The sequence below is a fragment of the Salmonella sp. 741265116_PST genome, assembly GCF_046567715.1.
GTDB classification, from domain to species: Bacteria; Pseudomonadota; Gammaproteobacteria; order Enterobacterales; family Enterobacteriaceae; genus Salmonella; species Salmonella enterica.
This window is the reverse complement of the sequence record NZ_JBKFPH010000016.1, coordinates 11,293-27,812: the sequence shown is the minus strand read 5'-3', so window position 1 is coordinate 27,812 and position 16,520 is coordinate 11,293. Positions and strand designations below refer to the sequence as shown.

Genomic DNA, 16,520 nt, shown 5'->3' with positions numbered 1-16,520 from the left:
CCCTTACAGACTCAGTTCGCTATTCAGTACCAACGCCAGTAACGCCTGGCGAGCGAAAATACCGTTGCCCGCCTGTTGGAAGTACCAGGCGTGTGGCGTTTTATCCACATCCGTGGTGATTTCATCAATGCGCGGCAGCGGGTGCAGCACTTTCATATTTTCACGCGCGCCGTTCAGGTCGCTGGCGCGCAGAACAAACTGCGCCTTCACATTGGCGTACTCCGACGGGTCGAGACGCTCTTTCTGTACGCGAGTCATATAGAGGATGTCGACGTCGGCCATGACCTCTTCAATAGAACCATGCAGGCTCCAGGCCATTCCTTTTTCATCAAGCATATCCAGAATGTACTGCGGCATCGCCAGCGCGTCCGGCGCGATAAAATAAAAACGGTTGCCGCTAAATTTCGCCAGCGCCTGGGTTAGCGAATGCACGGTGCGGCCATATTTCAGATCGCCGACCATCGCGATATGCAGGTTATCCAGACGGCCCTGCGTTTCCTGGATGGTGAACAGATCCAACAGGGTCTGCGTCGGATGCTGGTTCGAACCGTCACCCGCATTGAGCACCGGCACCTGACCGGAAAACTCCGTCGCCAGACGTGCCGCGCCTTCTTGCGGATGGCGCATCACAATCGCGTCCACGTAAGTGCTAATCACTGAGATCGTGTCGGCTAACGTTTCTCCTTTTTTCCCCAGCGACGTGTTGGCGCTGTCGGAGAAGCCCACTACGCTGGCGCCCAGGCGATGCATTGAGGTTTCAAACGACAGGCGGGTACGCGTGGAGGCTTCGAAAAAGCAGCTGGCGATCACTTTATGTTTCAATAGCTCCGGCTGCGGGTTGGCTTTTAATTTCGCCGCCGTCGCCAGTACCAGATTAAGATCGTCGCGGCTGAGGTCGTTTATGGAAATGATATGTTTTTGATATAGCGGGTTAGCCATGTTTATCTCCTGACGCCTGGGCAAAAAAAAGCCCCTCAATTGAGGGGCTTGGTATTGGTTTTCAACGGAAAGAAAAACGGCAGGCCTGCGTCCTTTTTCAGACGCGGTAAGACAGAATGTCGTACACACTGAACCATGCTTCCTCCCGGCAAATTGTCCGCGATTATACTCAGCTCTGTTTGGGGATCAAGCGATTAATGCATGATTTACTCATCGCAAACGGTTCTTATGAATTTAAATTCATTTTAAGCAAATAATTAATTTGTTTGTGTACCAGCGCCGTGCGCTGAACGACCCGTGGTGCGACCCAGACAATACTGCTACCGGCAACGACGCCGAGAATTTCCGGCAATGCGTGGTAATCCAGAATTCTCGCGACGGCGCGACCATAACCTGCCGCCGTATGGATAAGGATAAATTCGCTATTATGTTCAACGCTGACGACCATTTCGGCTATTGAACGTCCGGCATCCGGCGAAGGACGCCGCTGGGGATTTACGGAATAAATCTTTTGTCCCTTCGTATTTCTGATTTTTATTGCGCCCAGCAGCTTGAGCAGGCGCGAAACCGTAGATTGACTGATACCTTCAAATCCCTCATTTTGTAAATCGCGGCGAATCTCCTCCTGGGACAGGTAACTTTTTTCACTAATCAGGCGCTGACAAACCGCCAGTTGCTGTTGTTCTTTGGCGGAGTAATCATCGTATTCCTTCATAAATGCACCTTATCTTTATTATTGATATCAACGGACTGGCGAAATTCATCACATTTGTCACATTGATTGCGGATCAATCGGGCGGTTTTGCAGGAAAATGAGAAGCCGATCAAAAAAGGTGACGGCGTGCCTGATGGCGCTGTGCTTATCAGTCCTGTCGGATAAGACGCGTCGCCATCTGGCTCGTTACATCATCGCTCCGATGCTCAGTGCCGTCATGTTCAGCAATGTCAGGATCAGCAACAGCGGCGCGACCCATTTCAGATAGCGGACATAGGGAACCCGCGCGATCGCCAGACCGCCCATGACCACGGCGGAGGTGGGAGTAACCAGGTTCACAATCCCGGAGGCCGACTGGTAGGCGGTTACGACCAAATCCCGCTGTACGTGGGCAAAATCCGCTAACGGCGCCATAATGGGCATCGTCAATACGGCAAGACCGGAAGAGGAGGGCACCAGGAAGGAGAGCAATACTTCCAGCCAGTAGGTTACGTTTATGAAAATGGTGGTAGAGAGGCCGGAAACCAGACTTTCCGCGCTGTGCAAAATAGTATGGGTAATCATACCGTTATCCATGACCACCACAATGCCGCGCGCGATACCAATAATTAGCGCCACGCCGAGCAAATCCCGCGCGCCGTCGATAAAAGTACTGGTGAATGCTTCCTCGCCCATCCGCGTTATCACGCCAACGATAATCGCCGCCGCCAGAAAAACGCCGGAGATTTCCGCCATCCACCAGCCGAGAACCGCCACGCCGTAAATCATCACCGCGAAAGAGGCGGCGAAGATCAGCAGCACCCATTTCCGGGTAGCCGTAAACTCCAGCAGTGTATTGGCGCGATTGCCGAGGAAATGGGCGCGGTTTTCCTCCATTTTATCCGCCACGATAGAAAGCTCAGGATGGGCGCGGACTTTGCGCGCATAGCGCATTACCCAAAACACGCACAGTACGTAGCCGACAATTAACAGCAGTACGCGCATCAGCATTCCCTGAGTAAAAGGGATGCCGGCGGCGTTGGCGGCAATGACCGTGGCGAAAGGGTTAATGGTCGAACCGAGCGTGCCTATCCCCGCGCCGAGCAGTACGGTTGCCGCCGCCACTAACGGATCGAAGCGGGCCGCCATCATAACCGGCACCAGCAGCGTGTAGAAGGGCAACGACTCCTCCGCCATGCCATAGATAGTGCCGCCAGCGGCGAACAGCGCCATCAGAATGGGGATCATCCACTCATCTTTGCCGTTGAGTTTGACTGTTACCCGTTCAATACCGGCATCAATCGCCCCCGTTTTATTCACCACCCCCAGAAAGCCGCCGATAATCAAGACAAACAGCGCGACGTCAATGGCGCCGGCGGTGTAGGTTTCGTGGTTATAGAGGCCGTCAATCGGTGCCAGTAAAACAGCGGTAATCCCTTGCGGGTGCGCGTCCACGGGGGCATACGTTCCCGCCACCGGCACCTCTTTTCCCAGCGTGGCGTTCATCGCCATTTGGTATTTTCCCGCCGGCACAATCCAGGTCATTACCGCGACCAGGGCAATAAGAATAAACAGGATGGTATAAGCGGTGGGAAATTTAAATTTACCCATGATGTTCTCTCCTGATATCACGGATATGCGCCGCGAGGGCGCATAGCCTGTGGGATTAGTCGCCGAGCGTCGCCACCATGACCGCTTTGATGGTGTGCATCCGGTTTTCCGCTTCATCGAAGACTATCGAGCCTGCGGACTCGAACACCTCTTCCGTGACCTCCAGTCCTTTCAGGCCGTAAGCCATTTCGATTTCGCGTCCCACTTTGGTGTGCTCGTTATGGAAGGCGGGCAGGCAGTGCATAAACTTCACATCTGGATTACCGGTAGCGTTTACCACCTGCTGGTTGACCTGATATGGCGTCATCAGACTGACGCGCTCCGCCCAGGCTTCTTTGGGTTCTCCCATCGAGACCCAGACGTCGGTATAGAGGAAATCCACACCGTGAACGCCGTCTTCAACGCTCTCCGTTAAGGTGATACGAGCGCCGGTAACGCTGGCGATTTCCCGGCACTGCGCGACCAGCGCGGCATCAGGCCAGAAGGACTTTGGCGCTATCAGGCGGATATCCATGCCCATCTTCGCCGCGCCCACCATCAGCGAGTTGCCCATGTTGTTGCGCGCATCGCCCAGGTAGGCGAAGCTCAGTTCCGGCAGCGTTTTACCCGGCGCGTGTTCCAGCATGGTCATCAGATCGGCCAGGATCTGTGTGGGGTGAAATTCATCGGTCAGGCCGTTCCAGACGGGAACGCCCGCGTATTCCCCCAGCTCTTCCACAATGTGTTGACCAAAACCGCGATATTCGATGCCGTCATACATCCGCCCCAGGACGCGAGCAGTATCTTTCATGGACTCTTTATGGCCGATCTGCGAGCCGCTTGGGCCGAGATAAGTCACCTGCGCGCCCTGGTCGAAAGCGGCAACTTCAAACGCGCATCGGGTGCGGGTAGAGGTTTTTTCAAAAATCAGCGCGATGTTTTTGCCGATCAGTGTTTGCTTTTCGCATCCGGCTTTTTTTGCGGCTTTCAGCTCAATAGCCAGATCGATGAGGTGTTGGATTTCCGCCGGGGTGTAGTCAAGCAGCTTCAAAAAGTTACGATTTTTCAGTGAAATAACCATTACAATATCCTTGTTAAAATGAATTGCCTGATGGCGCTGCGCTTATCCGGCCCACGGTTATGCGCGCACTGTAGGCCGAATAAGGCGGAAGCCGCCATCCGGTAAAAAGCCTTATGCGTCAACGTCGGCGGTTTCACACCGAATCAAAGTACCTTTCTCGCCCGCGAGAATGGCTTGCCCATCCGCCAGCGAGCCGATTCCGGCAATGCCGCGGCAATGGCTGACAAACTCAGCGCAGGCGGTCACTTTCGGGCCCATCGAACCGGCGTCGAACTGCATTTCACGAAGCAGCTCCGGCGTAACCTGCGCCAGCGGGCGTTGGGTGGGGTTGCCCCAGTCGAGATACACCGCGTCGGCATCTGTCAGAATGAGCAGCGCGTCGGCGTGAATTTGGCTGGCAAGCAGGGCGGCGGACAGATCTTTGTCGATCACCGCCTCGATACCGTGGTAGCCATCGGCTTTTTCCACGACCGGCACGCCGCCGCCGCCGTTACAGATAACCAGGTGATCGCGGCTAATCAGCGCGCGGATGGCATCGTTTTCCACAATGCGTTTCGGCTGTGGGGAGGGCACAACGCGGCGGAAGGCGTTACCGTCGGTTTTGAATACCCAGCCCTTTTCTGCCTGTAACGCACGGGCCTGCGCTTCGTCGTAAATCGGTCCGATATATTTGGTTGGATTGAGGAATGCCGGATCGTTGGCATCGACTTCGACCTGGGTGAGCAGGACGCTGATTTCACGCTCCGGCAGATGATTCTTCAGCGCCTGTTGCAGCATGTAGCCAATCATGCCCTGGCTTTCCGCACCGAGAATATCGAGCGGGTAGGGCGTAACGTTAGCGTAGGCGCTATTTTGTAGCGCCAGCAGTCCTACCTGTGGGCCGTTGCCATGCACTAACACCACGCGCCATTGCCGGGTAAGCTGGGCGATGGTTCTGGCCGCCAGTTCGATATTTTTACGCTGAATATCAGCCTCTAGCGGTTCGCCGCGTTTGAGCAGCGCATTGCCGCCCAGCGCGACGACCAGTGTGCGTTTGTTTTCCATAACGTCTCCTTTAAATACCATCGCGTTCCAGTGGACAGCTCATGCAGCGTGCGCCTCCGCGCCCGCGACCCAGTTCATCGCCGGGAATGGGAAGGACGGTAATGCCGGCTTTGTCGTATTTTTCGTTGGTCCAGATGTTGCGCTCATAGCCCACCACCACGCCGGGACGCAGGGTGAGCACGTTATTGGCGTCATTCCACTGTTCGCGCTCAGCTTCAAATGCGTCGCCGCCAGTGGTGATTAAGCGCACCTGATTGATGCCAAGCGCTGTTTCAAGAGCATGAACCAGCGTGCTATCCTGGGTTCGTTTCAGACCGCCGCGTCCGTCTGGCGTCAGCGTCCAGCACTGAACGTCCGGGCGAATGACTTCCGGATAGACGGAGAAGGTGTCGATATCAATGTGGGTCATGACGGTGTCAAGGTGCATACAGGAGCGATGTTTTGGCAGTTCAACGGCAATGACGCGTTCCGCCTGATGATGCTTAAACAATGCCTGCGCCAGGAACTCGACACCCTGCGGCGTAGTACGTTCAGACATACCGATCAACACTGCGCCGTGGCCAATCACCAGCACATCGCCGCCCTCTAAAGTGGCGTGGTCGTAATTAATGTCCTCGTCGCCGAAATATTTAATGAAATCACCGCCTGCGAATTGAGGATGCCAGCGATAAATAGCACGTAAATTATTCGTTTCACGTTGGCGTGCAGGTTTCGCCATGGGGTTAATTGAGACGCCGTTATATATCCAGCAGGACGTGTCACGGGTAAATAGGTGATTCGGTAATGGCTTCATAATAAAGTCATTAATATCGTGAGTATCGACCACCATATTTTTTATGGAGGTGGGGATTTCACCGTAAGTTAAACCGCCGCTTAAATGGCGAGCCAGTTCATGGTGCGGCATATCCGCCAGCCAGGCGCGAATATCTGCGGCAAAGGTGGGCCCAAGGCGATAATCGGAAATTTGCGTATCCAGTAGCCAGGCTTTAGCGTCAGCCACATCCAGCGTTTGGGTGAGCAGGTCGGTTAACAGCAACACTTCTATCCCTTGCTGGCGCAGCGTGTTGGCAAAAATGTCATGCTCTTCGCCAGCGCGCTCTACGGATAATACATCGTCAAAAAGTAATTCCTGACAATTTGAAGGGGTAAGTCTTTTTAGGCTGAGATTGGGACGATGCAACATTACGCTGCGTAATTGACCGATTTCAGAACCGACAAAATGCTTTTCCATCATTATACCTTTTACATAATTTCAAGAATAAAGAAGGAGTGGCTGCAAATATTTAGCGTGCTTGCAGTCGCGGCGTTTCAGTTAAATTCGGGAGCAATGATTGAATTTTATTTGGGTTGTTAATGTGATGAGATTCACATCAATCAAGGAGTGCTATTTTTCTTACTTAATATATGAGCCGGGTCAGACAAATTGAAAAAATAATAAGGCATCAAATGAATTACTACGCAGCTATATGGTTTGTTATTTTTTTATTGTTAATTATTTGTTTGTTGTATTGAATGATACTTATATCGTAACTCATTGAAAATAAATTTATTATTTTAAAGTATTGCATAACTATGCGTGAAGGTGATTTTATTATCGGGGATATTTAAATAATTTAAAAATAACTATGGATAGAGAAGTCATTTATGCAGGGAGAGCGAATTGTGATCGCTAAAACGTTTTTATGTTAACGCCTTTAATATCAAAGCGTTGTTAGTGATGGCAATTTGGCACCGCTGCGGTTTATGCATAGGTACTGCATAAAGTTGGGCGAACTATTAACAAAGTATAAACACCGCTGGCGATAAACATGCGCTGGCGCAAAATTGATAAGAGTAAGGGTAGTATGGCAGCCATTTTTCTCGTATAAAGAGAAAAATAAAACGCTGTTTTAACTAAGGGGATGCGATGATTGTTGGCAATATTGAACATCTGGAGGCCTGGCTGCCGACGGCGTTACGGCAGGCGATTGAGCACGTCAATGCGCATGTCACGGCAACGACCGCGCCAGGTAAGTATGACATTGACGGCGACAGGCTGTTTTATATGATTTCTGAAAATATGACGGAGCCGGGCGAATCGCGCAGCGCAGAGTATCACGCCCGTTATCTTGATATTCAGATTGTGCTACAAGGTCAGGAAGGGATGGCCTTCAGTACCCGGCCTGCGGGGACGCCGCACACGGACTGGCTGGCGGATAAAGACATTGCATTTTTACCGACGAGCGTCGACGAGAAAACCGTCGTCCTGAACGAAGGTGACTTTGTGGTGTTTTATCCCGGCGAAGTGCATAAGCCCCTGTGCGCGGTGGGAGAACCGGCGCGGGTACGTAAAGCGGTTGTGAAAATGCTGATGGCGTAATATTTTGTGCCGGATGGCGGCGCCTGCACGTTGCGATTTTGTAGGCCAACCGCCATCCGGCATCATAACGACATTATTTAGACAGCGTCGCTACCATTACTGCTTTGATGGTATGCATTCGGTTTTCCGCTTCATCAAAGACAATGCTGGCCGCAGACTCAAAAACCTCGCCGGTCACTTCCATCCCGCCATGTAAACCGTACTCTTCGGCCATTTTTTTGCCGAGCGTGGTTTCGTCATCATGGAATGCGGGCAGACAATGCAGGAACTTAACCTGCGGATTGCCGGTTAAGGCCATCATCTGGCTGTTGACCTGATAATCACGCAGCAGGGCAATACGCTCCGCCCATTTCTCTTTGGGTTCGCCCATAGAGACCCAAACATCGGTATAGATAAAATCCGCGCCTTTTACGCCCGAGGTGATATCTTCGGTCAGGGTGATGGCGCCGCCGTTCTTTTTCGCCATGGCGCTGCACTCCGCCACTAACGCAGCTTGCGGCCAGCAGGCTTTTGGCGCGACCAGACGGAGATCCAATCCTGTTAACGCGGCGGCTTCCAGCATGGAGTTACCCATGTTATTACGCGCGTCTCCGGCATAGACCAACGTCATCTCGTTAAAGGCTTTACCCGGCAGATGTTCCTGCATGGTGAGCAGATCCGCCAGTAATTGCGTTGGGTGATACTCATCGGTTAAACCGTTCCATACCGGCACACCGGAATATTCAGCCAGCGTTTCGACGATCTCCTGGCCATATCCTCGATACTGAATACCGTCAAACATCCGGCCCAGGACGCGGGCAGTATCTTTGATGGACTCTTTATGGCCGATCTGGCTCCCGCTGGAACCCAGGTACGTCACGCGCGCCCCCTGATCGTATGCGGCAACTTCGAAAGAGCATCGTGTCCGGGTCGAGTCTTTTTCGAAGATGAGCGCAATATTCTTACCCACCAGCTTTTGTTCTTCTTTACCGTTTTTCTTATCGGCTTTCAGTTTGGCGGCAAGCTGCAACAGAGCAGTGAGTTCGCTGGCGGTGAAATCAAGTAACTTTAAAAAAGGTTTTTGGTAAAACGTAGACATACTTCCCTCACATGGCTTAGGCCTTTTATTGAATTAAAATTCACTTTATATGGATGATTATTCATTTGCAACCCTGTTTGATAAAACTTTTCTCGATAAGGTGGAGGCAACGTCGGCGGTATGTGACAATAAGAGTATCGGCAGGACATCTATGAGGAACGAGCTATGGCAAACCCGGAATTACTGGAAGAGCAGCGTGAAGAAACGCGGTTAATTATTGAAGAGTTACTTGAGGACGGCAGCGATCCGGATGCGCTGTACACTATCGAGCATCACCTTTCCGCTGACGATTTCGAAACGTTGGAAAAAGCCGCGGTAGAAGCCTTTAAACTCGGCTATGAAGTGACGGAGCCGGAAGAGCTGGAAGTGGAAGAGGGCGATACGGTTATTTGTTGCGACATCCTCAGCGAGTGCGCGTTGAACGCCGAACTCATCGACGCTCAGGTTGAGCAACTGATGAACCTGGCGGAAAAATATGATGTTGAATACGACGGCTGGGGAACCTATTTTGAAGACCCTAATGGCGAAGAGGGTGACGACGACGATTATGTCGATGAAGATGACGACGGCGTGCGTCACTAAAGCTGTATAGTATGACGGTACGGCAGCGTCTGCTGTCGTATTTTTTTACAGGTTACGTATGAATTACCCGCAAATACTCTCTCCGGTGCTTAATTTCCTGCATTGCCCGACGCCGCAGGCGTGGATTGTCCAGGCCCGCGATCCGCAAAATCTTCCTCTTCTGCTTACCGATCACTTGATCTGCGAACTGAAGGCTGCGCAAACCGCGTTGCTGTTGGTGCGTAAATATGCCGCCGATAAATCGGGCGCCGACGCGCTGCTCGCCTGGCTGCAACCTTACGAGGCGTTCGCGTTTCGTCAGGGGCCGGAGCCGGATTTTGTTGCCCTGCATAAACAGATTAGCAAAAGCGCCATGCCGCAAACTGATGACCCCTGGGGTCGTCAGCTCATCGACCGTATGGTGTTATTGATTAAAGAGGAGTTGCACCATTTTTGGCAGGTACGCGAGGTCATGCAGGCCAGAAACATTCCTTATGTGAAAATCACTGCCAGCCGCTACGCGAAAGGAATGTTGAAAGCGGTACGCACGCACGAACCGCTTACCTTAATTGATAAGCTGATTTGCGGGGCGTATATCGAAGCCCGCTCCTGCGAACGTTTTGCCGCTCTGGCACCCTGGCTGGATGAGGATTTGCAGACGTTTTATCTCTCGCTTCTGCGTTCCGAAGCGCGGCATTATCAGGATTACCTGGCGCTGGCGCAGCAGATTTCTACCGAGGACATTTCTGCACGCGTGCGCTATTTTGGCGAGGTGGAAGCTGACCTTATCTTGTCGCCAGACCGCGAGTTTCGTTTTCATAGCGGCGTGCCAGCCGCCGGATAAAGGGTAAAATTAAAGATTAGCGTTTTTATCTTTTACGTTGTCGCCGTCTGCAAAAGTTGTGGTGGTCATTCCGCCCGGCATCAAACTGCTGGCGAGCAGGAAAGGCCATTTTCATGATATTCAGCCCTGAGTAAAGCCTGCCAGCGGCAGGCAAAAAAGAACTCACTCAGTATTGTATTCCCGAAAGGTGACTGTGAATAATGCCCTTTTTGCATCAATCACTACGGGTTTTTGTAATGAAATACTTAGAGCCTATCCCACCAGGCGTTATTGGCGCAGCCAGTTTGGACACGGAACAGCGCGCAAAAACCGGAGCGTACACGTAGTACGTGAGGATTTTGAGCACTGCCCAGGACCAAAATGGCAAGTAAAATAACCCTAATGGGATAGGCTCTTATTGTGTCACGCCTTTTGACGCTTCAGAGCAGGTCTTGCCAACAAAGGTTTGTTTAATTTTGTTGGTGGTGGACATTTTATTTCCCCCTGAATCGACATCCATTTTCATAGTCATCGCGAATTCTGTATCGCTTATTTTCGTCGTTTCTACAATAGAGTGCGATTTGGCATCAGGGTTATTACAGACAGTCTCATTGATCAGTTTGGTATCCGTACTTTCTACAAATGTCGTCGTGCAGCCGTCTGCACTGGTAGAAAAACCCTTCACCATTTTTTTAGCATCTTCAGACATTTTAGGGGTATAACACATAAGCGTTGCTGTGCCCGAATTTTTTTGCTCCATTAATACTTGCTTTGTATCTGGATTGATGGTGCGCATTTCTATATTTTCCATTTTCCATTCGCCGGGCTGTATCTCTAATGCATATACATTAGAAATATTAATAAACATAGCGGGAAAAATAATTGCTGATAATAGGTGTTTCATTTATAACTTCCTTGAATAATAAGTGATTCCCGGATAACAGGATGCTTCCGGGATTACTTATATCAGCAAAAATAATACCTGGCGAGGATAAATAAACGCCTGGTTTTCAGAGAACCTTTAACATCCTCACTTCGCAATCGACATGTCCGGTGCAGCCGAGCGGTTCGCTAATATGTTCAAATCCTAAACGTTCGTATAGCGCAATCGCTTCGCGTAAAAAAGCCGTTGTTTCCAGATAGCAGCGTTTAAAACCCTGTTCACGGGCGTGATCCAGCGCCATCAGCGCCAGCTTTTTCGCCAGTCCCTGACCACGAATCACCGGTAAAAAATACATTTTTTGTAGTTCACAAATGTCTGGTTCGCTACAGGATAACGGCGCCACGCCGCCGCCGCCCACCACACAACCGTTTTGCTCTACCACCCAGTAGGCCGCGCCCGGTTGGCTATAAACCTGATACAGTTCATCCAGATTGGGGTCGGCAACGGTATAACCTTTATCGGCGGTAAGTCCGTATTCCGCTGAAACCTGACGGATGACACGGGCAATAGCGGCATTGTCGGCGGTAGTGATTCGGCGCACCGTGAGCGTTGGCGAGACGACATTATTCATAACATGGCTCAATTTTTAAAATTTATTTATAGATTACTTTAATACCACCGTCTTGAGTCATGCGCAAGGAGATCCTGAATCAGACAAAATAAAAGGCGGAAAAATTAAACAAAAATAGTATTGTAGTCGAATCAGTAACAATCTACTGGTTTTTATTATTAATTCTAATAGACCGCAAGTCAGGGATATGATTCATGAATAACGTTATCAGTAGTAAAGATAACCATAATCACACGTTGGTGTTTACAGGCAAGGGCGGAAAGTATTTTGTTATTTGCCTTGTGAATTTCTTGTTGACGTGTATCACGTTGGGAATCTATGCGCCGTGGGCGATGGTGAAATGTCGACGTTATATTTATACTAATATGACGCTAAACAATCAGCCTTTTGCTTACAAAGCTACGGGCAGCGCATTATTTATTAGTATGTTGTTAGTTTTTATTATTTATGGTGTTAGCCTCTCTCTTATTGAACACGGCCATCCCGGTCTCGGTTTTACGCTATTTGGCTTATTAATTGCGATTATTCCTTTTATGGCGGTGAAAGGATTACAGTATCAGGCGATGATGACTTCGCTTAATGGCGTACATTTTGGATTCCAGTGTTCCATGCGGCGCGCCTGGTGGTGTATGTTCGCTCTCCCGGTACTCCTGATGGTGGCGCTTTATATTGTTCTTTATATTATCTCACTGATAACCATCGCCGTCGGCGGTTTAGTGTTCAATATCGTTTTTCTCGGTTTACTGGCTATTATTGGGATAGGGGTCATTAACGGTATTACTTACAGCAAATGGATGACCTTGTTTGGCAATGGCGCAAACTTTGGCATTCATCGTTTCTCGATTCAGGTTAATGTTAAAACGTGCATCAGAGGGTGCGTGTTGGCAATGTTGACCCTTTTCCCTTTTGCTGTCGTGATTGGTTATCTAATCGCGCCGGTGTTCACCGACATGATTCTTTTGAGTATGATGGGGAATGCGCAGGCAGGAGGGGCACTTATTCTGCAATATTATAGCCAGATAATGGCATGTTATTTCCTCTATTTTCTCGCGATTATTGTGGTAACCAGTTACTTATATGTGGCGTTACGCAACCTGTTTTTAAACAATTTGTCACTGGCGAACGATTCGATTCGTTTTCATTCCTCTGTCACTTCACACGGTATGCTGTGGCGGTTACTGGTGGTGTTTGTGATTTCCGGCGTGACCTTAGGGCTGGCTTATCCGTGGTTGAAAATTGGGCTGGTGAGCTGGCTGGCGCAGAATACACAGGTCCAGGGCGATCTGGATTCGCTTGAGTTAACCAATGATGAGAAGCCGCTGGAAAATGGCCCGCTAATGTGGATTTCTCGTGGCATCATGCCTTACTTCCCGTTTATCTGATGTAAAAAGGCCGACGTTTACGTCGGCCCATAATTCATGTTGTCGGATGGCGGCGTGAATGCCTTATCCGGCCTACCGATCGCGCCATTTCAACAAGCGAACGTGTAGGCCTGGTAAGCGAAGCGCCATCAGGCTTTCAGATTACAGCGCGCTAATAACCGCCTGCTGCTCAATCAGCTTCGCTTTGGCTTCTGCGTAACCGTCCAGCTTCTCACGCTCTTTGGCAATCACCGCTTCCGGCGCACGGGCGACGAAACCTGCGTTGGACAGTTTGCCTTCGATACGGGCAATCTCGCCTTCGATTTTCGCCACTTCTTTCGCCAGACGCGCCAGCTCATCGTCTTTGTTGATGAGGCCAGCCATCGGGATCAGCAGTTCGGCGCCGTCGATGATTTTGGTCACGGAAACCGGACCTTTGTCATCGGCTGGCAGCACGGTGATGCTTTCCAGACGCGCCAGGGTTTGCAGGAAGCTACGGTTGTCGTTAACACGACGAACGGCTTCTTCACTACAGCCGCGCAGCAGCAGTTCCAGCGGTTTGCCCGGGGCGATGTTCATTTCCGCACGAATGTTACGTACCGCGACGATCGCCTGCTTCAGCCACTCGGTATCGGCCAACGCGGCTTCATCCACCTGTGCGGCGTTATATTCCGGGAACGGCTGCAGCATGATGGTGTCGGCGGTAATACCGCAAATGACCTTCACGCGCTGCCAGATGGTTTCGGTGATGAACGGGATGATCGGGTGCGCCAGGCGCAGCAGACCTTCCAGTACGGTGACCAGCGTATGGCGGGTGCCGCGCAGTTCAGACTCGGAACCGCCGGTCATCACCGGCTTGGTCAGCTCCAGATACCAGTCGCAGAACTGGTTCCAGGTGAATTCATACAGAATGCCCGCGGCGATATCGAAGCGGAAGCTGTCCAGCGCGTCGCGGTACGCTTTAACGGTCTGGTTGAATTCCGCCAGAATCCAGCGGTCCGCCAGCGACAGCGTCATTTCGCCGCCGTTGAAGCCGCAATCCTGCTCTTCGGTGTTCATCAGCACAAAGCGGCTGGCGTTCCACAGCTTGTTACAGAAGTTACGGTAACCTTCCAGACGCTTCATATCCCAGTTGATGTCGCGGCCGGTCGAGGCCAGCGCCGCCAGGGTAAAGCGCAGGGCGTCGGTGCCGTGCGGCTCAATGCCGTTCGGGAACTGCTTCTCGGTACGCTTGCGAATTTTCTCCGCCATCTGCGGCTGCATCATGTTGCCGGTGCGTTTTTCCAGCAGTTCCGGCAGGGAGATGCCGTCCACCATATCCAGCGGGTCGATAACGTTACCCTTGGATTTGGACATCTTCTGGCCTTCGTCGTCGCGAATCAGACCGGTCATATAGACAGTATGGAACGGCACCTGCGGCTTGCCGTTTTCATCTTTGATGAAGTGCATGGTCATCATGATCATGCGGGCAATCCAGAAGAAGATGATATCGAAGCCGGACACCATCACGCTGGTGGGGTGGAACTGACGCAGGGCGTCGGTGTTTTCTGGCCAGCCCAGCGTAGAGAAGGTCCACAGCGCGGAGGAGAACCAGGTATCGAGAACGTCTTCGTCCTGACGAAGCTGAATGTCGGCGCCGAGGTTATTTTCCTGACGCACTTCGTCTTCGGTACGGCCAACGTAGACGTTGCCGTCGTTGTCATACCATGCCGGGATACGGTGACCCCACCACAGTTGACGAGAGATACACCAGTCCTGAATATCACGCATCCAGGAGAAGTACATGTTTTCGTACTGCTTCGGCACGAACTGAATGTCGCCGTTCTCAACCGCTTCCACCGCCGGTTTCGCCAGCACGTCGGCACGGACGTACCACTGGTCGGTCAGCATCGGTTCGATAACCACGCCGCCACGGTCGCCGTAAGGGACGGTCAGATCGTGCGGTTTAATTTCTTCCAGCAGGCCGAGCGCGTCAACGGCAGCAACGATGGCCTTACGGGCAGCAAAGCGTTCCAGCTTCTGGAACTCAGCCGGAATCTCGCTGGAATAAACGTCAGACTCTTCACCTTTGGTATCGAACACTTCCGCGCTTTCGCGAATGTCGCCGTCAAAGGTCAGGATGTTGATCATCGGCAGGGCGTGACGTTTCCCGACTTCATAGTCGTTAAAGTCGTGCGCCGGGGTGATCTTCACGCAGCCGGTGCCTTTTTCCATATCGGCGTGTTCGTCGCCCACAATCGGAATGCGGCGGTTAACCAGCGGCAGAATAACGAATTTGCCAATCAGATCTTTATAACGCGGATCTTCCGGGTTCACGGCCACGCCGGTATCGCCCAGTACGGTTTCCGGACGGGTGGTGGCGACGACCAGGTAATCTTTACCGTCTGCGGTTTTCGCGCCATCGGCAAGCTTATAGCGGATGTGCCACATCGAGCCTTTGGACTCGCGGTTTTCCACTTCCAGGTCAGAGATGGCGGTGCGCAGCTTCGGGTCCCAGTTCACCAGGCGTTTGCCACGGTAAATCAGGTCTTCTTTGTACAGGCGAACGAAGACTTCTTTCACGGCATTGGAAAGGCCTTCGTCCATGGTGAAGCGCTCGCGCTCCCAGTCAACGGAGTTGCCGAGACGGCGCATCTGACGGGTAATAGTGCCGCCGGATTCCGCTTTCCACTGCCAGATTTTGTCGATAAACGAATCGCGGCCGTAGTCGTGACGAGTTTTACCTTCTTCAGCGGCAATCTTACGCTCAACCACCATCTGGGTCGCGATCCCGGCGTGGTCGGTGCCGACCTGCCACAGGGTGTTTTTACCCTGCATACGCTGGTAACGGATCATGGTGTCCATGATGGTTTGCTGGAAAGCATGTCCCATATGCAAACTGCCGGTGACGTTCGGCGGCGGGATCATGATGCAGAAGGACTCTTTGCTTTCGTCGCCGTTAGGCTTGAAATAGCCCTGCTTTTCCCAGTGCTCGTAAAGCGGCTGTTCGATATCTTGGGGGTTATATGTCTTTTCCATTATTTCCAGGTTGCCGTATTCAGGTTAAAACCAGCCACGCGGTAGGCTTTGTAGCGTTCGCGCGCCAGTTGTTTCAAAGTTTCTTCGTAAGGGACGAAGTCTACCACTTCTGTGAAAGCGGTGGCAAAATCTGCAAAGCTTGTACGCAGGCTGATTAAAATATCGCGCGGGCTGCTGTTGCGTTTTTGCGGCCAGGCGATTTCAACCGGCGCGCCGCCGCGTGGGCCTTCGCCTGCCAGATTATGCGGGACAAAACTTTCCGCCGGTCTCGCCCACAGCGCTTCATCCAGCCGAATGGCCTGCTTCTCATCTTCGCAGGCGATCAGCACGCGCTTGCCGGCGCGCCAACGTTCTGCGGCAATTTCACACACCAGTTGTTCAACGGCGCTTAAACCGTTGACGGTAGTGTCATTGTCCAGAAGATAGAACGTCGCATTCTTCATATATGGGGCTTCTTG

At 51.8% G+C, this 16,520-nt stretch carries 17 protein-coding genes and 2 pseudogenes; 6 read left to right on the top strand and 13 right to left on the bottom strand.

The genetic code is table 11. The annotated features are described in order from the left end of the window. Window positions 1–3: 3 nt before the first annotated feature. Window positions 4–939, bottom strand: a complete 936-nt coding sequence (pyrB, locus tag ACLD11_RS12950; protein ID WP_000013055.1) for an aspartate carbamoyltransferase — start codon at window positions 937–939, stop codon at window positions 4–6. A 35-nt stretch (window positions 940–974) separates the two neighbouring features. After that, entirely contained in the window at window positions 975–1,076 is a 102-nt protein-coding gene (pyrL, locus tag ACLD11_RS12945; RefSeq protein WP_000249504.1) for a pyr operon leader peptide, read from the bottom strand. On the opposite strand from pyrL, the gene ACLD11_RS12940 reads away from it, so the two are divergent. Then, the gene (locus ACLD11_RS12940; protein WP_001518160.1) at window positions 1,056–1,196 is read left to right on the top strand and encodes a hypothetical protein; all 141 of its coding nucleotides are present in this window, start codon (window positions 1,056–1,058) and stop codon (window positions 1,194–1,196) included. The two genes, pyrL and ACLD11_RS12940, sit on opposite strands and share 21 nt — an antisense overlap. Here ACLD11_RS12940 and ACLD11_RS12935 read toward each other — a convergent pair. From ACLD11_RS12935 to argF (ACLD11_RS12925), 3 genes are all read right to left on the bottom strand, one after another. Further along, entirely contained in the window at window positions 1,166–1,654 is a 489-nt protein-coding gene (locus ACLD11_RS12935) for an arginine repressor (protein ID WP_000666051.1), read from the bottom strand. The genes ACLD11_RS12940 and ACLD11_RS12935 overlap by 31 nt on opposite strands. 186 nt (window positions 1,655–1,840) lie before the next feature. Beyond that, window positions 1,841–3,244 (bottom strand): YfcC family protein, encoded by a 1,404-nt coding sequence (locus tag ACLD11_RS12930; RefSeq protein ID WP_183059451.1) that lies wholly within the window; start codon window positions 3,242–3,244, stop codon window positions 1,841–1,843. 55 nt (window positions 3,245–3,299) lie between these two features. Next, window positions 3,300–4,304, bottom strand: coding sequence for an ornithine carbamoyltransferase (argF, locus tag ACLD11_RS12925; RefSeq protein ID WP_000237031.1), 1,005 nt, complete (start codon window positions 4,302–4,304; stop codon window positions 3,300–3,302). Window positions 4,305–4,327: 23 nt separating this feature from the next. Here argF (ACLD11_RS12925) and ACLD11_RS12920 point away from each other — a divergent pair. Beyond that, a pseudogene (locus ACLD11_RS12920) lies at window positions 4,328–4,410 on the top strand (hypothetical protein); the annotation flags it as partial. A 5-nt stretch (window positions 4,411–4,415) separates the two neighbouring features. On the opposite strand, the gene arcC reads toward ACLD11_RS12920, so the two are convergent. Together arcC and arcA are read right to left on the bottom strand one after the other, a co-directional pair. Next, window positions 4,416–5,348 (bottom strand): carbamate kinase, encoded by a 933-nt coding sequence (gene arcC / locus ACLD11_RS12915; protein ID WP_411011546.1) that lies wholly within the window; start codon window positions 5,346–5,348, stop codon window positions 4,416–4,418. 10 nt (window positions 5,349–5,358) lie between these two features. Continuing rightward, window positions 5,359–6,579, bottom strand: a complete 1,221-nt coding sequence (arcA, locus tag ACLD11_RS12910; RefSeq protein WP_411011561.1) for an arginine deiminase — start codon at window positions 6,577–6,579, stop codon at window positions 5,359–5,361. A gap of 675 nt (window positions 6,580–7,254) precedes the next feature. Between arcA and ACLD11_RS12905 the strand changes: the two genes are divergently transcribed. Continuing rightward, window positions 7,255–7,707 (top strand): YhcH/YjgK/YiaL family protein, encoded by a 453-nt coding sequence (locus ACLD11_RS12905; RefSeq protein ID WP_000635207.1) that lies wholly within the window; start codon window positions 7,255–7,257, stop codon window positions 7,705–7,707. A 73-nt stretch (window positions 7,708–7,780) separates the two neighbouring features. Here ACLD11_RS12905 and argF (ACLD11_RS12900) read toward each other — a convergent pair whose 3' ends face one another. Both argF (ACLD11_RS12900) and argL read right to left on the bottom strand, forming a co-directional pair. Next, window positions 7,781–8,785 (bottom strand): ornithine carbamoyltransferase, encoded by a 1,005-nt coding sequence (gene argF, locus ACLD11_RS12900; protein ID WP_411014980.1) that lies wholly within the window; start codon window positions 8,783–8,785, stop codon window positions 7,781–7,783. After that, the gene (argL, locus tag ACLD11_RS12895) at window positions 8,755–8,850 is read right to left on the bottom strand and encodes a putative translational regulatory protein ArgL (RefSeq protein ID WP_260784266.1); all 96 of its coding nucleotides are present in this window, start codon (window positions 8,848–8,850) and stop codon (window positions 8,755–8,757) included. Before argL ends, argF (ACLD11_RS12900) begins: the two co-directional genes overlap by 31 nt. A gap of 100 nt (window positions 8,851–8,950) precedes the next feature. On the opposite strand from argL, the gene rraB reads away from it, so the two are divergent. Beyond that, complete coding sequence (rraB, locus tag ACLD11_RS12890; RefSeq protein WP_000002940.1) at window positions 8,951–9,367, top strand: ribonuclease E inhibitor RraB; 417 nt, start codon at window positions 8,951–8,953, stop codon at window positions 9,365–9,367. Window positions 9,368–9,378: 11 nt separating this feature from the next. Next, window positions 9,379–10,190 (top strand): annotated as a pseudogene (gene miaE, locus ACLD11_RS12885) (tRNA isopentenyl-2-thiomethyl-A-37 hydroxylase MiaE). Window positions 10,191–10,584: 394 nt separating this feature from the next. Here the strand turns inward: miaE and ACLD11_RS12880 are convergent. Together ACLD11_RS12880 and ACLD11_RS12875 are read right to left on the bottom strand one after the other, a co-directional pair. Beyond that, entirely contained in the window at window positions 10,585–11,073 is a 489-nt protein-coding gene (locus ACLD11_RS12880) for a DUF3617 domain-containing protein (RefSeq protein WP_411011550.1), read from the bottom strand. 106 nt (window positions 11,074–11,179) lie between these two features. Continuing rightward, window positions 11,180–11,683: a GNAT family N-acetyltransferase gene (locus ACLD11_RS12875; protein WP_411011551.1), complete on the bottom strand. Its 504-nt coding sequence runs from the start codon at window positions 11,681–11,683 to the stop codon at window positions 11,180–11,182. A gap of 194 nt (window positions 11,684–11,877) precedes the next feature. Between ACLD11_RS12875 and ACLD11_RS12870 the strand changes: the two genes are divergently transcribed. Beyond that, window positions 11,878–13,065: a YjgN family protein gene (locus ACLD11_RS12870; protein ID WP_183059457.1), complete on the top strand. Its 1,188-nt coding sequence runs from the start codon at window positions 11,878–11,880 to the stop codon at window positions 13,063–13,065. 141 nt (window positions 13,066–13,206) lie between these two features. Here ACLD11_RS12870 and ACLD11_RS12865 read toward each other — a convergent pair whose 3' ends face one another. Both ACLD11_RS12865 and holC read right to left on the bottom strand, forming a co-directional pair. Beyond that, on the bottom strand, window positions 13,207–16,062 hold the full coding sequence (locus ACLD11_RS12865) for a valine--tRNA ligase (protein WP_411011552.1): 2,856 nt from the start codon (window positions 16,060–16,062) through the stop codon (window positions 13,207–13,209). Further along, a complete protein-coding gene (gene holC / locus ACLD11_RS12860) occupies window positions 16,062–16,505 on the bottom strand; it encodes a DNA polymerase III subunit chi (RefSeq protein ID WP_001523689.1) in 444 nt (147 codons plus the stop codon). Before holC ends, ACLD11_RS12865 begins: the two co-directional genes overlap by 1 nt. Between the last annotated feature and the right edge of the window lie 15 nt (window positions 16,506–16,520).